At 66.8% G+C, this 15449-nt stretch carries 14 protein-coding genes and 1 pseudogene; 8 read left to right on the top strand and 7 right to left on the bottom strand.

Going from position 1 to position 15449, the window contains the following annotated elements; translation table 11 throughout:
• Positions 1-339: 339 nt before the first annotated feature.
• Both ACVGV0_RS15110 and ACVGV0_RS15115 read right to left on the bottom strand, forming a co-directional pair.
• Positions 340-1545, bottom strand: a complete 1206-nt coding sequence (locus ACVGV0_RS15110; protein ID WP_459156326.1) for a saccharopine dehydrogenase family protein — start codon at positions 1543-1545, stop codon at positions 340-342.
• Between the two features lie 28 nt (positions 1546-1573).
• Positions 1574-2815 carry an NADH:flavin oxidoreductase/NADH oxidase family protein gene (locus ACVGV0_RS15115; RefSeq protein WP_459156327.1) on the bottom strand — a complete coding sequence of 414 codons (1242 nt, stop codon included), beginning with the start codon at positions 2813-2815 and terminating at the stop codon, positions 1574-1576.
• Between the two features lie 60 nt (positions 2816-2875).
• Here ACVGV0_RS15115 and ACVGV0_RS15120 point away from each other — a divergent pair, with 60 nt between their 5' ends.
• Complete coding sequence (locus ACVGV0_RS15120; protein ID WP_459156328.1) at positions 2876-3475, top strand: TetR/AcrR family transcriptional regulator; 600 nt, start codon at positions 2876-2878, stop codon at positions 3473-3475.
• A gap of 246 nt (positions 3476-3721) precedes the next feature.
• Here the strand turns inward: ACVGV0_RS15120 and ACVGV0_RS15125 are convergent, their stop codons facing one another.
• Positions 3722-3982, bottom strand: coding sequence for a DUF6510 family protein (locus ACVGV0_RS15125; RefSeq protein ID WP_459156329.1), 261 nt, complete (start codon positions 3980-3982; stop codon positions 3722-3724).
• A 1-nt stretch (position 3983) separates the two neighbouring features.
• Positions 3984-4109 (bottom strand): annotated as a pseudogene (locus ACVGV0_RS15130) (oxidoreductase); the annotation flags it as partial.
• 681 nt (positions 4110-4790) lie between these two features.
• On the opposite strand from ACVGV0_RS15130, the gene ACVGV0_RS15135 reads away from it, so the two are divergent.
• The 4 genes from ACVGV0_RS15135 (at position 4791) to ACVGV0_RS15150 (ending at position 9274) form a co-directional block, all read left to right on the top strand.
• Positions 4791-5708 (top strand): acetoacetate decarboxylase family protein, encoded by a 918-nt coding sequence (locus ACVGV0_RS15135; protein WP_459156330.1) that lies wholly within the window; start codon positions 4791-4793, stop codon positions 5706-5708.
• Positions 5709-5751: 43 nt separating this feature from the next.
• Entirely contained in the window at positions 5752-6459 is a 708-nt protein-coding gene (locus ACVGV0_RS15140; protein ID WP_459156331.1) for a type 1 glutamine amidotransferase domain-containing protein, read from the top strand.
• A 119-nt stretch (positions 6460-6578) separates the two neighbouring features.
• Positions 6579-7547, top strand: coding sequence for an alpha/beta hydrolase (locus ACVGV0_RS15145; protein ID WP_459156332.1), 969 nt, complete (start codon positions 6579-6581; stop codon positions 7545-7547).
• A 122-nt stretch (positions 7548-7669) separates the two neighbouring features.
• On the top strand, positions 7670-9274 hold the full coding sequence (locus ACVGV0_RS15150; protein ID WP_459156333.1) for a succinic semialdehyde dehydrogenase: 1605 nt from the start codon (positions 7670-7672) through the stop codon (positions 9272-9274).
• Positions 9275-9292: 18 nt separating this feature from the next.
• On the opposite strand, the gene ACVGV0_RS15155 is transcribed toward ACVGV0_RS15150, so the two are convergent.
• Positions 9293-9535, bottom strand: coding sequence for an AAA family ATPase (locus ACVGV0_RS15155; RefSeq protein WP_459156334.1), 243 nt, complete (start codon positions 9533-9535; stop codon positions 9293-9295).
• Positions 9536-10645: 1110 nt separating this feature from the next.
• On the opposite strand from ACVGV0_RS15155, the gene ACVGV0_RS15160 reads away from it, so the two are divergent.
• The 3 genes from ACVGV0_RS15160 to ACVGV0_RS15170 all read left to right on the top strand — a co-directional run bounded on the left by ACVGV0_RS15160 (position 10646) and on the right by ACVGV0_RS15170 (position 12195).
• The gene (locus tag ACVGV0_RS15160) at positions 10646-10870 is read left to right on the top strand and encodes a hypothetical protein (RefSeq protein ID WP_459156335.1); all 225 of its coding nucleotides are present in this window, start codon (positions 10646-10648) and stop codon (positions 10868-10870) included.
• Positions 10871-11115: 245 nt separating this feature from the next.
• Positions 11116-11523, top strand: coding sequence for a hypothetical protein (locus ACVGV0_RS15165; RefSeq protein WP_459156336.1), 408 nt, complete (start codon positions 11116-11118; stop codon positions 11521-11523).
• A 246-nt stretch (positions 11524-11769) separates the two neighbouring features.
• On the top strand, positions 11770-12195 hold the full coding sequence (locus ACVGV0_RS15170; protein WP_459156337.1) for a diiron oxygenase: 426 nt from the start codon (positions 11770-11772) through the stop codon (positions 12193-12195).
• A gap of 188 nt (positions 12196-12383) precedes the next feature.
• On the opposite strand, the gene ACVGV0_RS15175 is transcribed toward ACVGV0_RS15170, so the two are convergent.
• Both ACVGV0_RS15175 and ACVGV0_RS15180 read right to left on the bottom strand, forming a co-directional pair.
• On the bottom strand, positions 12384-13643 hold the full coding sequence (locus ACVGV0_RS15175) for an IS701 family transposase (protein ID WP_459156338.1): 1260 nt from the start codon (positions 13641-13643) through the stop codon (positions 12384-12386).
• A gap of 740 nt (positions 13644-14383) precedes the next feature.
• Positions 14384-15238: a hypothetical protein gene (locus ACVGV0_RS15180; RefSeq protein WP_459156339.1), complete on the bottom strand. Its 855-nt coding sequence runs from the start codon at positions 15236-15238 to the stop codon at positions 14384-14386.
• Between the last annotated feature and the right edge of the window lie 211 nt (positions 15239-15449).

Raw genomic sequence — 15449 nt, forward strand, 5'->3', positions numbered from 1 at the left:
GGCCGATCCTTGGTTGTGGTCCGCAGGCCCGCACCAACAGCCCAGACGGTACGGGAGCGTGAGTCGGAGCTGACGCGAAAACACCGAGACTGCCTCAAGTTGAGCTGGCTCGCCGAGCGGTCACGTGCCTTTGCAACCTCCAATGCGCCCGCCTCCGCTGAACCGAGGTTTCGAAGGAGCACCGGAGGATCACGCCGTACCGCCGGGCACGTGCTCGGCGGTACGGCGGTTTCGGGAGTGCTGGCAGTCCCCGCGTGCCGTGCGGTTGCCCACGACGCTCTTGTCGATGTCGAGGTGATTCGGTGCTGGGACGTTCCGGTGGAACCCGACGTGGGTCTCTTACTTCGGCTCTGGTGTCGTGGCCGGATCGAGGACGGCGAACGAGATTCCGGCGTTGATGAGTCGTTGGGTGAGGTTTTCGCCCATGGCGGTGGCGGTGGTGACCTGACCGGCGGTGCGCGGGTTGGTGTCGTAGGCCAGGCTCATGGCTGCTTCGGCGAGCATTTTCGCGGTCTCGGTGTAGCCGGGGTCGCCGCCGCGAACCTGGGTGCGCACCGTGCGACCACCGACCTCTCCGATGAAGTCGACGGTGAACCACGAGCGTGCACGTCGCTGCTGCGACGGACCCTCTCCTCGCGGCAGGCGGGAGGCGATGAGTCGACGCAGCGGCGCCACCTGTGCTGCTGCGATCAGCACGGTGGCCCCCACCAAAGCCCCGATTATTGTGGCCGGGTTCTTGACGCCCGCGTAGTGGGTGTAGGTGAAGTCCGGGCCGTAGTCGGCGCGCGCCGCGGCGGATCGCTGGACGATGAACGGGTCGATGGTCGGCAGGGGCAGCAGCCAGAGACCGAGGTTCCGGTCGCGGTGGGGCTTGCCCGACTTCGCCCGTGCGCGGCGGCCTTCGGGTCGCGGCTCGATGTTGTTGCGCTGCTTCATCGCCTGGCGCATCTGCCTGGCCCGCGCGAACTGTTCGAGTGCGGAGTGGAAGGTGCCGCCGGAGATCATGGCGTTGCTGCGGACCACGCCGCGGATGGTCACCGGGACGTCGTCGGGCAGTTGCTTGCGGGTGAACAGGGCGCCCAGGTCGTGGGGGACGGAGTCGAAGCCGCAGGCGTGGACGATGCGGGCACCGGTGCGCGCGGCCGTGGGGTGGTGGGCCAGGTACATCCGGTCGACGAACTCGGGTTCTCCGGTGAGGTCGAGGTAGTCGGTGCCGGCGGCTGCGCACGCGGCCACGAGTGATTCGCCGTGCTCCAGGTAGGGCCCGACCGTCGTCACCACCACGCGGGTTGACGCAGCGACTTCGCGGAGCGTGTCCCCGTCCGTCGCGTCGGCCACGAGGATCTCGGCGTGCGCGCCGGCGGGATGCGCTTCGGCAAGCCGGTCCCGCGCTGCTCGGAGCTTGGCCGCGTTGCGACCGGCCAGCGCCCAACGCGCCCCGGGTGGGAGGTGACGCGCCAGGTAGTCGACGGTGAGACCGCCGGCGAATCCGGTGGCGCCGAAGAGAACGAGATCGAAGGAGCGGTCGGCTGTTTCGTCGGACATGATCTTCTCCTGTGGTCGGGGCGGCGGATCAGGTGAGTCGGGTCTGCAGCCAGGTGCGGTAGCGGCGCAGGGCGGCACGCCGGAGCGGTGCCTCGCGAAGATAGGCGAGGATCGGGTTGATACCCGGCCGGGTGGTGCGGCCTTGCCCGAGTCGGCGGAGCTGGTAGCGCACCCGCGCCAGGCTGGCAGCCGAGGCGACGGCCTTGTTCTTCAACCGGACCGGCGGGAGCTCGACGCTGGCTTCGCCATCGGTGCGCCACGTGTTCGCCAGGTCCGGGTCGACGGCCAGCGCGGTGCCCATCCCGACCAGGTCGATACCGCCGGCGAGGACCTCCTCGGCGACGGACTGCCGGACGACGCCGCCGGTGAGCATCAGCGGCAGCGGACTGCTCTGCGCGAGCTCCTCCGCGAGTGTGAGGAAGTAGGCCTCCCGCGCGCGGGTGCGCTCGTCAGCGGCCTGCCCGGTCATGGCCGGGCTCTCGTAGCTGCCTCCGGACAGCTCGACCAGGTCGACGCCGAGCGGGGCGAGCAGCTCGATGACCTTCTTCGCGTCGTCGGCATCGAAACCGCCCCGCTGGAAGTCGGCCGAGTTGAGCTTGACCGCGACCGCGAACCCTTCGGACACCTCTGCGTTGATCGCGCGGACGCACTCGAGCAGGAACCGGGCGCGATTCTCCAGGCTGCCGCCCCACTCATCGGTGCGCTGATTAGACAGCGGCGAGAGGAACTGCGACAACAAGTAGCCATGCGCCGCATGGACCTCCACCCCGTCGAAACCGGCGGCTTCGGCCCGCCGCGCGGTCGTGGCGAACCGCGCGACCGTCTCCTCGATCTGCACCGACGACATCGCCGCCGGCTGCGCCAGCCGCTTGCTGTTCCTGCCGATGTCCACCCGGATCGCCGACGGACCCCACGCAACACCAGGCATGTTCGCCATGACCTGGCGCCCGGGATGGTTGATCTGCATCCACACCTTCGCACCGCCACTCCGGGCAGCCCCGGCCCAACGCTCGAACGGCTCCAACGGCGAGGACTCATCGAGGACGACACCGCCCGGCCCGGTCAGCGCCTGGGCGTGGACCATCACGTTGCCGGTGATCAGCAGCCCCGCACCGCACTGACTCCACCGCTGGTAGAGCCGGATGAGCTCCTCGCCGGGCAGTTGCCCCGCGACGGCCATGTTCTCCTCCATCGAGGCCTTGGCCAACCGGTTCGGGATGACCGCCCCACCCGGCAGCGTCATGGACGTGAAGAGGGTGGACGACATCATTCCTCCGGATAATGCGGTATGTTTACAGTGTTCACGCGAGCCTAGAGAGGAAAGTAAGCAGTGTCAACATCGGAGAAGGGCAGCTACCACCACGGTGACCTGCGCGCGGCGCTGCTGACCACGGCCATGCGCATGCTCGAGAACGGCGAGACCTTCTCGCTGCGCGCCATCGCCCGCAACGCCGGCGTCTCCCCCACCGCCCCCTACCGCCACTTTCCGGACCGCGACGCCCTGGAGGCCGCCCTGGCGGTCCAGGGCTTCAGTGACTTGAAGCACGACCTGACCGACGGTCGCGACCTGCCCACCTCGCTCAGCGATCTCGCGGAATTCGGCGTCACCTACGTCGACTTCGCCATGCGTCGGCCGGCGCTGTTCCGGCTGATGTTCGGAAATCCGTGCGACGATTCCGACGACGAGCGAGTGCAGGCCGCCGACGCGCTGCACGAACTCCTCGGGCAGGCCCTCGCCAACGTCGCGCCCGAGTCGGACACCACCGCGCTTGCCTGCGCCGGCTGGAGCCTGGCCCACGGCCTCGCCTTCCTGCACCTCGACGGCAAACTCTCGGCTGACTCCCCCGAGGAAATCGCTGATCGAGTGCGCTCGGCATTCCTGGCCATCACCACGGTCCAGGGCAAACCCAAGAAACCACGCCGCACCTGAGCTGAGCCATGCACGGCCCACCGGCACAATTGTTGGTGCCACTGACATAGACGTACCGCAGTGCCTCACACGTTCTGGGCCAGGCCCCCTCTCATCCGCACCCCACTTCGGCAGCGACACCGTGACACCGCGCCGATATGACCTTCCATTCCGAACGTCAGCAGCGATACCGTTGACAAGTCAGCGAGAGGCGCCGAGACCTTCAGGGGGTGGATGAGACCGGGAGTGACCTGCGGCGTCTGGCGTTCATGTCGGTATCTGCAGAGAAACCGTCCCCTTGAGGTCGAGCCACACCGAATCCGGTGTGCGCACCAGCCGGAGCACGACCGCGCCGCAGCCGGGACAGCGGGCAACCAGGCCAGGGGATCGGGAGTAGACACGCAAGGCGGCCACCGGATTGCTGAGGCCACAATGGACGCATCGGCCGAGGGTCGCGGGGAGATCGACTGCGAAGATCTCCCGGAGCAGGCCGGCCATGGCGTTGCCGTCCTCGTACTGATCGGTCATGTCAGCCTCCACTCGGACCGAAGCGTTCGGTGCGGATCCGGTGCGGATCGTGTCCGAGCGCGAGCAGGATGTCGGCGACCGTCTCCACGAAACCGGTGGGGCCGCACACGAAACAGGTCGGTTCGAATGGACACACCGCGCCATCTGGTGTCCAGCTTCGACCACTTGGTGACGCAGTGAATATCCACAGTCAGTGTCTCGCTGGAAGGCCCACAAATTCCGGCCACGACCACCGATGCGCCGCTCCCGTCTCGCTGGTGATCGATAGTTGCCACTCATCTAGGGAAACGCGCGGTGTTGGGCCGGCCGAGAGCACTGGGAAGTCGTCGGTGCGGTACTGGCCAGGCGGCACCCGCGCATCGCCGCCGGAAGGGCGCCCGTGGAACCCAGGGGTGACGATGCCCATTTCTCTCGGCCGCCGACGCTCTGTGCCATGACTCCCCAACACTGTGCTGGTCCATCGGATTGTGGCACCGAGAAGCCGTGATCACTACATGAGCGAATCGGTCTGACTCAACCCGGCACACGGGATTCGACGAGTTGCGGCATCCAGCCGCCTCGCAAGCGAGCGCACCTTGGCTTACCGTTACGGCCAAGCCGAGCGGGGCACCGCATTCGACAGGTGCGCGACCACCCGTTCGATGCGATCGCACCCCTCTCTGGCACAACCACCCCCCGCAAGACCACGTCGCGACGTCGCCACATTGCACGCGAGAGCAGGTGCGGCGACACTAGTGTTGACAGTGCTTACATTCTCGCCTAGCCTGCGTAAGCACCGTTAACATCGCCAGCGAGGGAGTTGCTCCCAATGTCCACGACACACCAGGCCATGGTCGAAGTCGACCTAGCCGGCCGCACGGTTAGGGTTCCCCAGGACGGCCTGTTCGACCGGTACCGGATGAACACCGATCTGGACGAGGTCGCTCGCGATCCCCGTGTCAGTGGCGTGGACTTCTTCCGGGAACTGCCCAAGACGAAGGTCGAGTCGCCGATCGGCCCGACCTTCACGCCGAACTTCTACTACCGCATGTCCTCGACCCGGATCACGATGCTCGCCCGCTCCCGCGCGATCCGCTCCCGCCTACCCCGGGAGTTGGCGCCGCTGGAAGTCGCGCCCGGACTCGGCCTGATGTCGGTGATCTTCTTCCGCTACGACGTGTGCGACATCGACTTCTACACCGAAGCCGCCGTCGGGGTCGCCGTGCGGCCGGCACGTCACGGCAAGCTCGGGTTAGTGGATCTGGTCGCGGCGTTGAAGAACGACCAGCTCGATTCCTACGTGCTGTCCTTGCCGGTCAACACCGACATCGCCCAGGTGCGCGGCCACGACGGGTATGGCTTTCCCAAGTGGGTCACCGAGCTCGACGTCGACATCGACAACCGCCGCACCACCGCGCGCGTGGCCAACGATGCCGGCGAGACCGATGTGGCGTTCTCCGCGCCCACCCCGTCCCAGACCAGGTATTCCAGCGGCGAGCGTGTTTCGAGCCTGACCTCGTACACATCGATCAACGGGGCGTGGCACTCGACGTTGAGCCAGGCCAACGCGCTGTCGGCCGGCAGCACCGCCTTTCCCCGCGACATCGACTTGCAGCTCGGCCGGGGCCGCATGACAGACGACCTGCGTTCGCTCAAACCCATCCGGACGCTCCGCCTCGACGTAATCACCGAGGGCCAGCTCGCGCTGCACATGCCCGTGCCGTACTCGGTGCCTACCAAGTCCTAACCGCCCTGACCGCATCCGCGCACACCCGCTGAGGAGTCGTCCGATGACCAGAGTTCTGCAGGTTCTCTCCGCCGCCCGCGTGTGGACTCTCAAGGACGGCACCGAGCACCCGACCGGGTTCTGGGCGGAGGAGTTCGTCGTGCCGCACAGGCTGTTCACCGAGGCAGGTTGGGAGGTCACCGTGGCCACGCCCAGCGGCAAGCAGCCAGTCGTCGATGAACTCAGCCTCGGCGTCAGAGGCGGCGTCCTGCCACCTAGAGCGAAAAGGCTGCGTGCCGAACTCGATCAGCTCGCTGCCGTGCTGCAGAGCCCGACCGACCTGTCCGATATGGACTCCGACGATTTCGACGTCGTGTTCTACTCCGGCGGGCACGGTCCGATGGAGGACCTCGCCGTCGACGAGGTCTCCGGTGCACTGCTGACCAAGCGGCTGCGCTCGGGCCGTCCGCTCGCGCTGCTCTGCCACGCCCCGGCCGCCTCCCTGGCCGCCGAGAACCCCGATGGCAGCTGGCCGTTCGCTGGCTACACCATGACCGGACTGTCCAACGCCGAAGAGCGGATCAACCCGTTCGCGTGGAAAGCCAAGTGGCTGCTCGAAGACCGCCTCAAGCAGGCGGGTGCGCACTACACCGCTGGGCTTCCCCTGAAGTCCAAGGTCGTGGTCGACCGCAACGTCTACACCGGACAGAACCCCGGCTCCTCAGCCGCCCTCGCACACCGCATCATCGCCGACGTCTCAGGAAAGGAGTAGCCCAGCACCAAACGGTCCGTGTGCGCAGGACCCGCGCCCACCCGAAGAGGCACGTGCGTCGCCGTGGACCGGACCTGTCTGGTCGGACACCGAACGCCATCACAGAGTTGGAGAGAGCAATGCCCGAGATCCCGCCTCCCATCACTCCAGTCCTTGAACCAGAAGCCACGGAACTGGCCAAGGCGACCGATCCGCACCCTCGCATCTACGAGCTGCCCCCGGATCAGGGCCGGCAGATCCTGCTCGACCTTCAAAGCGGCGAAGGGGTGCCCCGCCCGGAGGTCGACGAGACCTGGGTCGAGGTCGACGCCGGGGACTGGGGCACCGTTCCCACCCGCATCATCCGCCCCAAGGGCGCGTCGGGCCCGCTGCCCGTGGTGTTCTACATCCACGGCGCCGGCTGGGTCTTCGGCGACGACAAGACCCATGACCGGCTCTTCCGCGAGCTCGCGGTCGGCGCCGGTGCCGCGGGTGTTTTCCCGGTCTACGACCGGGCGCCGGAAAAGGGCTATCCCACCCAGGTCGAGCAGAACTACGCAGTGGGCCAGTGGGTGCTGCAGCACGGTGCCGAGCACGGCCTGGACACCTCACGCATCGCGGTTACCGGTGAGTCCGTCGGTGGCTGCATGTCGGCGGTGTTCGCGCTGATGAACAAGGAGCGCGGTGGTATCGACCTCAAGGCCCAAGTTTTGCTGTACCCGGTCACCAACGCCGACTTCGACACCCCCTCCTACATCCAGTTCGCCGAGGGCTACTACCTCACGCGCGACGGCATGAAGTGGTTCTGGGACCAGTACACCACCGACCCCGCCCAGCGCGCGGAGAAGCACGCTTCACCACTGCAGGCGTCCTTGGACGATCTCAAGGGTCTGCCCACCACGCTCGTCATCACCGATGAGGCCGATGTTCTGCGTGACGAGGGAGAGCAGTACGCCAACAGGATGCGCGAGGCCGGTGTGGACGTCACCTCGGTCCGGGTCGCCGGGATGGTCCACGACTTCCTGCTCCTGGACAGCCTGCGCGACACCCGCGCCGCCAACGTCGCCCGCCACCTGGCGATCGACGCCCTGAAGACAGCGCTGCAGTAAGGACCCGGTAACCGGTCCGGCGGTGCCCGCACCGAACTGGCGGGCACCGCCGAACCGCACCATCCCAGCCCTGGCCCGACCAGTGCACCATTCCCCATTGCCCCCGCGCACGGAGCCTGACCATGAATGCCGCACCGACTAGCACCCCCGGCATCGCCTCCACCTCGACAGGGTCGCTGCCTCCGTCGATTACACCGCCGACGCTGCAGCGCCTGGCCGCGCGGGTCACGGCCGCGGGAGACGCCAAGACGGTCACCACCCGGGCCCCCTATACCGGGGACCCGCTGGCCGACCTGCCCGTCTCCACACCGCAGGACGTCGAGACCGCGTCCGCGCGGGCCCGCCGCGCGCAGGCGGTATGGGCCGCCACGCCCATCAGCGAGCGCAAGAAGATCCTGCTGCGTTTCCACGACCTCGTCCTCGAACGGCAGGACGAAGCCCTGGACCTGATGCAGGCCGAGAGCGGCAAGACGCGCCGCGACGCGTTCCTCGAGGTCATCGACATCGCGATCACGGCGCGCTACTACGCGCGCAGCGCCGAACGGTACCTGTCGCCCAAGCGCCGCCGCGGTGCCATCCCGCTGTTGACCCACACCACGGAACTGCGCCACCCCAAGGGCGTGGTTTCCGTCATTTCCCCGTGGAACTACCCGTTGAGCATGGCCGCCGGAGATACCATCCCCGCACTCATGGCAGGAAACGCCGTGGTGCAGAAACCCGACACCCAAACCGCGCTCACCGCACTGTGGGCGCTCGACCTGATGCACGAAGCCGGGCTGCCCGTCGACGTGTGGCAGATGGTCGTCGGCCGGGGCAGCTCCATCGGCGGGGCGCTCATGGCAGGTACCGACTACGTGATGTTCACCGGGTCCACCGCCAGCGGACGACAGATCGCACGCGACGCGGGCGAACGACTGATCGGCTCCTCGCTGGAACTCGGCGGCAAGAACGCCATGGTCGTGCTCGACGACGCCGACATCGCCCGCGCCGCCGACGGCGCTATCATCGCCTGCTTCCCCTCGGCCGGCCAGCTCTGCGTCTCCGTCGAACGCCTGTACGTGCCCGAAACCATGCACGACGACTTCGTCGCCGCATTCGTCGCCCGCACCAACGCACTCCGACTCGGTGCCGCCTACGACTACAGCATCGACGTCGGATCCCTCACCAACCCCTCCCAGCTCGACACGGTCACCGCGCACGTCGACGACGCGAGAGCCAAGGGCGCCACCGTGCGAGCCGGCGGAAAAGCGCGGCCGGACCTGGGGCCGCTGTTCTACGAGCCGACGATCCTCACCGGTGTCACTCCCGACATGACGCTCTACGACCACGAGACCTTCGGGCCCGTAGTGTCGATCTACCCCTACCGCGACACCGACGACGCCGCCGCGCAGGCCAACGCCACCCCCTACGGGCTCAACGCCAGCGTCTGGACCCAAAACGGCGCCCGCGGACGTGCGGTCGCAGCGCGCCTGCATGCCGGAACCGTCAACATCAACGAAGCCTTCGCCGCCGCGTGGGGAAGCATCGACGCCCCGATGGGCGGCATGGGCGACTCCGGCCTCGGCCGCCGCCACGGCGCCGACGGCCTCCTCAAATACACCGAACCCCAAACCATCGCCCACCAACGCCTCCAAGGCTTCACCCCGCCTTCCGGCGTCGCCCACGAAACCTGGTCCACCGTCCTGACCAGCGCGATGAAGATCTTGAAGGGCATCGGTTCTCGCTGAGACAACGGCTGATGTGCCTCAGGTAGCTGTTCGGGTTGTTGAGGTAGCGCCGCCCCCAGTGGTCAACGAGCTCGAGCTCGTCCCACTTCCCGCGGCGAGTCCCATGGGAGCCGCGGCCAGGATCGGCGAGTGCGTCGCGCACACCACCTGCGCTCTGCGCTCGCCGAGCTCGTGCATCAGGCCGACCAGTTGCAGGCAAGACGCGAACGACAGAGCGGCTTCCGGCTCGTCGAGGACGTAGAACCCGCGGTCTTGGAACATCGAGGCGAACACCGTCAGGAAGCCCTCGCGTGCGACATCGTCGCGGTGCTTCTTCCCAGTACCCGTGCATACCGCTGACCGTGTTCATCAGGCCGAACGCGGTCTCGGCACGCAGGAAGAACCGGCGCCGACGACGCCTCGCGACTCAACCCCACCAGGCCGCACGAGACGGCGCGTCCGACCAATAGCCGATCGTCCGGGACAGGCCAGCGCGTCCCAGACGATCGGCAGCCCTCAACCAGCTCCAGTGACCAGATCGGGACAGGACGGGACAACCAAAAACATCCGTCCCACCGGCCACGAAACCCACATAGCTGCTGGCCACTAGCCTTCAACCCGCGACCCGCCGCACTGTCCCAACACGCGCGCCAGGACAGCTCGGGACACCCGCCGCAAACGAGATCAGCTCGCCTCAGGCAGCTCGAGCCGTGTGGTCAGCGCGCAACTCCCCCTCCGACACGAACAGTGAGTCCACGGGGACTGTCAGCTGGTTCAGACACCCCCGCAGTGGACGCAGGATTCCGTCTCCTGCGGGTGCAGCGCGGAGTCGCCGCCGCTTCTTCCTTGATCGCGCCTTCGCAGCTGGGTGTACCGCAGTGGAGAGCAGCCGCCCACCCCTCGGCAACCGTGGCGGCGAAAGCGTCCGACGAGCCGGCGGGCGCGATGTGGGACTCCTGGAACTCGGTGGCGAGTTTGAGCAGGAACTCGTGGTAGTTGTCCAGCAGTCCGGGTAGCGTCTGCGGAACGGACTCCAGCGGGAGCTGCTCCTTGGCGCCGTCCAGATGGCGGGCCGGCATCGCCACACCGGTGTCCAGGTCACGGGACCGAGCTCGAGCCGCATGGGCACCCCTGCAGCTCCCACTGGTTGAACCTGCACCTCGGCAAGAGCCGGGGCGGCCGTCGACGTGCACGCGCACCCCGGACTCCCGCAACCACCTGCTGAGGTCTTGCGCCGCCGACAGGCACCGTTCGAGCTGTTCCCCTCGATCGGGACGACAACGATCTGGTACGGGGACGAGCGCGGCGGCAGGACCAAACCCCGGCCATCACCGGGCGCCATGATGACCCCACCGAACATGCGGGTGCTCATACCCACGAGGTGGTGTGCTCGTGGGCGGCGCGACCACGGCGTACGAATGGCGGCACGGGGTCGCCGAAGTGGTCAACGCGGTCGTGCGCAGCGGACTGCGCGTCGAGGCGCTGCGCGAGACCGGGACCCTGCCGTGGCCGCGGTGGAGCGCCATGCGGCGCGCCGAGGACGGCTGGTGGCGACTACCCCCGGACACCCCGCGGGTTCCCCTGCTGTTCGGGCTGAGCGCGGTCAAGCAGGACTGAGCGTGCCGCGTCGGCGAAGCAGCATGCGCTCGCTCGCGTCCATGTGGGACTGCTCGGGACCGCACGTGCTCGCGGATACTTCAGCGGCTCTCTCGAACAGGGCGTCGCAGCTAGGTGGCGGCGGAACATCCATGCGGCATGCAGATTCGCCTTTTTGCGCTGGAGCATCGAACCGGGCCACCGCGCATACCTGCTGGCCTCGCTCAACTGATGAAAACGATACTCATTATCGTTACACTCGAGGTGTGGACGACTCCAGCGGTTTCACGGTGGCCTACTGCGGCGAGGAGAACTGTCCGCCGTCGCGGGGCGGACCGGACATCGGCACCGCACTGCGCAGGGCGGTGCGCAGTACCCAGCACGGTGTCCTCGTGCGCAGCGGATGCCTGCTCGAACTGCTGCGCGAGCGGGCCGGCTGCCCCCTGGCCGGGAGCTGCCAGCGCGAGACCGCCGCTGCGGGGGCGTTCGTCCTCGTGCAGCCGTGCGACGCGACGCGTCGACCGAACGGACCCGCGCACCTGGCCGGACCGCTGCACGAGGACGCGGACCTGACCGAGCTGTGCCGGTGGCTCGAGCAGGAGCTCCACCTCGGGGAACCGCTGCCCGAGCACCTGCGCCCCCTGCTCGCCGCCGAGGACGACGCGCAACGCTGAACGTCGCGCGCCCACCGACGCCCCGGAGGGCGGGGTCGATCTTGTTCGCCAATGCGTATTCGCTCGGGAAGCGGCACCGGTAGAGGGCCCGGCCGTGGAGTCGCTGCTCGGTGGGGAGGGTGGCGAAATTGTTGGCTTTGCGTTCCCAGCGCACGGCCAGGCGGCGGTGGGTGAACAGCGAGAAGAAGCGGCGTTCGATGCACCAGCGGTAGCGTCCGAGTCTGGTGCTGGACTCGACGCCGGGTGGTGCGCGGCGAGAACGTGCTCGAGATCGTGCGCGCCAGGTCGCAGGTCCACGTCGTCGAGGAATCCCGGCACATGCGGTTCGCCAGGCAGGAGATCCGCGAACACATGGACGGCGCGGGCGGGGTCAAGCGCGCCGCGAGAGCGTCGGTCATCGCAGCTATCGCCACTCTCGTCGTGCGCAACCCGGTCAACCCGGGCGTCTACCGGGTCGCCGGGTTGGCCCCCGAGCGCGCGTGCGGCGGTGGCGAGCAACGAGCACCGCAAGTCGGCGTTGCGCACTTCCTGCGGGGCCTGGTGGAGTTCCTCGCCGAGGCGGGGTTCCTCATGCGGCCAACCGGCGCTGCACCGGCGTGTCGACATGCTCTGAGCTCCCGGGTCGCACGTGGACGGCCGCATGCCCGTTGGGCATGTTCGGCGTGTGAATGACGCGAGAGACCGCTACATAGCGGCATCCGAGGCGAACGATGTCGACGCTCTAGTAGGGCTTTGTTAAGTTCTTCTTCGTTGCTGGTGAAGGGGTTGCCAGTTGTCTGGAGGGGGTTGGTGGCAGGTGGGGCAGGCGCCGGTCCAGACGGCCAGCAGGGTCTGGAGTTCGCGGACGACGGCGTACAGGGTCAGGCCGGCGCAGGGGCTTGTGGGTCGTAGCGCAGCTGGGTGCAGATCGCTTGGGCGAGGCTGACCAGGGTGACGTGGCGATACCAGCCTTGCAGGTTGCGGCCTTCGAAGTGGTCGAGGCCGAGGCCGGTTTTGAGTTCGCGGTAGTCGTGTTCGACACGCCAGCGCAGCTTGGCGAGTTGCACCAGCTCACGCAGAGGCGTGTCGGTGGGCAGGTTGGACAGCCAGTAGTCGGTGGGCTCGGGCTCGTGTGGGGGCCATTCAGCGATGAGCCAGCAGGCGGGCAGGCTGCCGTCGGCACCGCGGGGGATCTGGCGGTTCGCCGGGCGCACCCGTAGTGCCAGGAACCGCGAGCGCATCGCGCCGGTGCGGTTGCTGGCGGTTTTCTTCGTGCCGTGGCGCCAGGTCACGTGATGCAGGCTGGCCCGTCCGGCGGCCACGGCGAGCTCGCGCAGAGTCGTCGGCTTGCTCGGATAGCCCGGCTGCGGCGGGCGCCCGGCACCGGACCACTCCGGTGTCACCGGCACCGCGTCATGCGGCTGGGCACTGGTGGTGGCCTTGACCGCGACGACATAGTTCAGGCGCCGCTGGGCCAGCCCAAGCCGGAAGGCGGTGGCATCGCCGTAACCGCTATCGGCAATCACCGGATGCGCGGACAACTGCCACGTGTCGGTGGCTTCGTCGAGCATGTCCAGCGCCAGCCGCCACTTCTCCCGATGCCGCACCTGCTCGCCAATGCCGGCCCGCTTACGCCGACCGCGGATCGCTGCAGCCGTGGCGGCATCCTCGGCAGCCGCATCGTCCCAACTGGCCGGCAGGAACAGCCGCCAGTTCACCGCCGCCGAGGCCCAATCCGTGGCGGCGTGCAGGCTGACCCCGATCTGGCAGTTGGCCGTCTTGCCCAGCGTGCCCGAGTACTGCCGGGTCACGCCAGGAGAGTCGTGCCCGTCCTTGACGAACCCGGTGTCATCGACCACGAACGCGCGCGGGCCGAGGAACTGCTCGGCCCAGCCGGCCAGCCGCCGCCGCACCTGCCCGTCGTCCCAGGTCGACGAGGAGATGAACTGCTGCAACCTCTGGTGATCCACTCCGAGCCGCTCGGCCATGGGCTGCATCGACTTGCGCTGCCCGTCCAGCAGCAGCCCGCGCAGATACAACTCGCCCTTGACCCGCTGATCTCGCCGCGGCACTCCCGCGAGCATCTGGGCCGCGAAGGCCTCCACACGCGGGGCCACCGTCTGCATCTCCTCCGGAGTCACACCAAGATCATCACATACAAGATCAACACTTAACAAAGCCCTACTAGGTGTTGCGGGTCGGGAGGTTGTTGACGCTGGGGTGAGGCCGGGGGTGGCGGAGGTGTCGCGCCGGACTGTCGTCAACCGGTGAACGCATCTTCGGAGGTCGTTCTGCGTGCCACTTCAAGAAGTGCCTGCAGCGAGCGCGGCAACCGCTCCATGCGACGCCACAGAATCTGTGTTTTCATCGTGAACGGAACTTGTCAACTTAGAGGCTGTTCCTGAACTGATCTTGGTCGGTGGGGGCCGCTGCGGAGATGAGAAGGGACTCCTGGTAGGTCGGGTGGTGTTGAGTCAGCCGTCCTACCGAGGAGTCCCGGATGTCATCGTGCCCGAGTCCGTCGATCACGACCGCGCTTACGCAAGGCAGCTGGGACATCCGACGGCTCCAATAGAGCCGGCCTCTGGGGTGGCAAGCGTTGCTCAACGCCTGCCACCCTCACTCAGCGGAGGAGGATGATTCCCGTTCCGAGTTCGGCGCCTTACTGCCGACGCTCATGATCGCCGTCACAATAGCCCCGACCATAAAGATCGCGGCCATATGAATGGATCTCTGTCCCGCTCCAATGTCGGACCATGACAGCATGTCAATGAAGGCTCCGGCGATCCACAGCAGGATTGGTACGCTCTTAAGCATACGTTCTACCCTATACTACTCGGACCAGCGGAAGCACCCCCCGTAAGGATTGTGACGCAGTCCGTCACGGGATGACGGCATGCGGCGCCCGTGCACTCTTCTGCAATGCACTAGGCCCGCCACCATAGTTGATTCCCAGGAACCCCCAGCCGACGTTGACGCTTACCACGTTTCCGCCATCCTGGTTGTGCTCATAGATGAACTGGGTGTCCACCCGTGTAGGACCACAGTTGGCGTTCTTGGTTACAGTCGCCGCCATTACCCCGTTGTCGTTGTTTAACGCGAATCCGTCCGGAGTGGGATTGTCCCGGATACCAGCGACAGCGTTTCCGTCGATTCCAGCATCACGGATGTAGGCGGCATGGGGGTACTCGGTTCCTTGGTAGTCTTTCGTCGTGATCGTTGCATGATGAAGATTCAGGCAGCTCCCTAGAGGCACCTGCAAGCTCGCAATATCGTCAGGAGCCGACCCGTTGACATAGTTGTCGCGAAAATCCCAGGTTCCAATAGGGAAGATATCCCGCGGGTGCCCAGCAGGGGCCAGGGAGCTAGTGACGGTGAACGCATTAATCGGAACATCCATCACCTGTGCACCGTCACGTGCGGACTTCTTAAGCTGGAGACGTTTCTGGTGACGTCGCTCCGTAATCTCTTCTGCCTTCTGGGCACTTACTGGTTGATCGATTCCGTTCACGCTGAACTGCATCGGTTCGCCGGCTATCTCGCGAGCGATGCGACTCATCCCAACGTAGTCGAGAGGATGGTTCTTTGCATACTGAACAACCGGGTTATCTTCCGGCGCGCTCGCTGTGGTATCAGCAGACGCCGCACCAGTTGCCACCAACCCCCCAGAGGCGGTCACAGCCGCCAACACCGGAGCCAACAGCTTCGACTTTGTCGTACTCGGTTTCTTGATCACAGATGGTTAACGTAACAAACCGGAAGACTTCGATCAAACACGTCACCACGTGACATATGAGAAGTTGGAGCTTCAGGCGGACACAGACGAGACTGAAAAGTGGTCTTGGTCACTTTTGAAGCTTCAGGGGGGCGGAGTTTGGCGATGTGACCCCCATAGAGGGTTGGAGGGAGGGAGGGAGGAACGAAGTTCCGACCGACCTAACGACCGA

The organism is Salinifilum ghardaiensis, assembly GCF_054491345.1.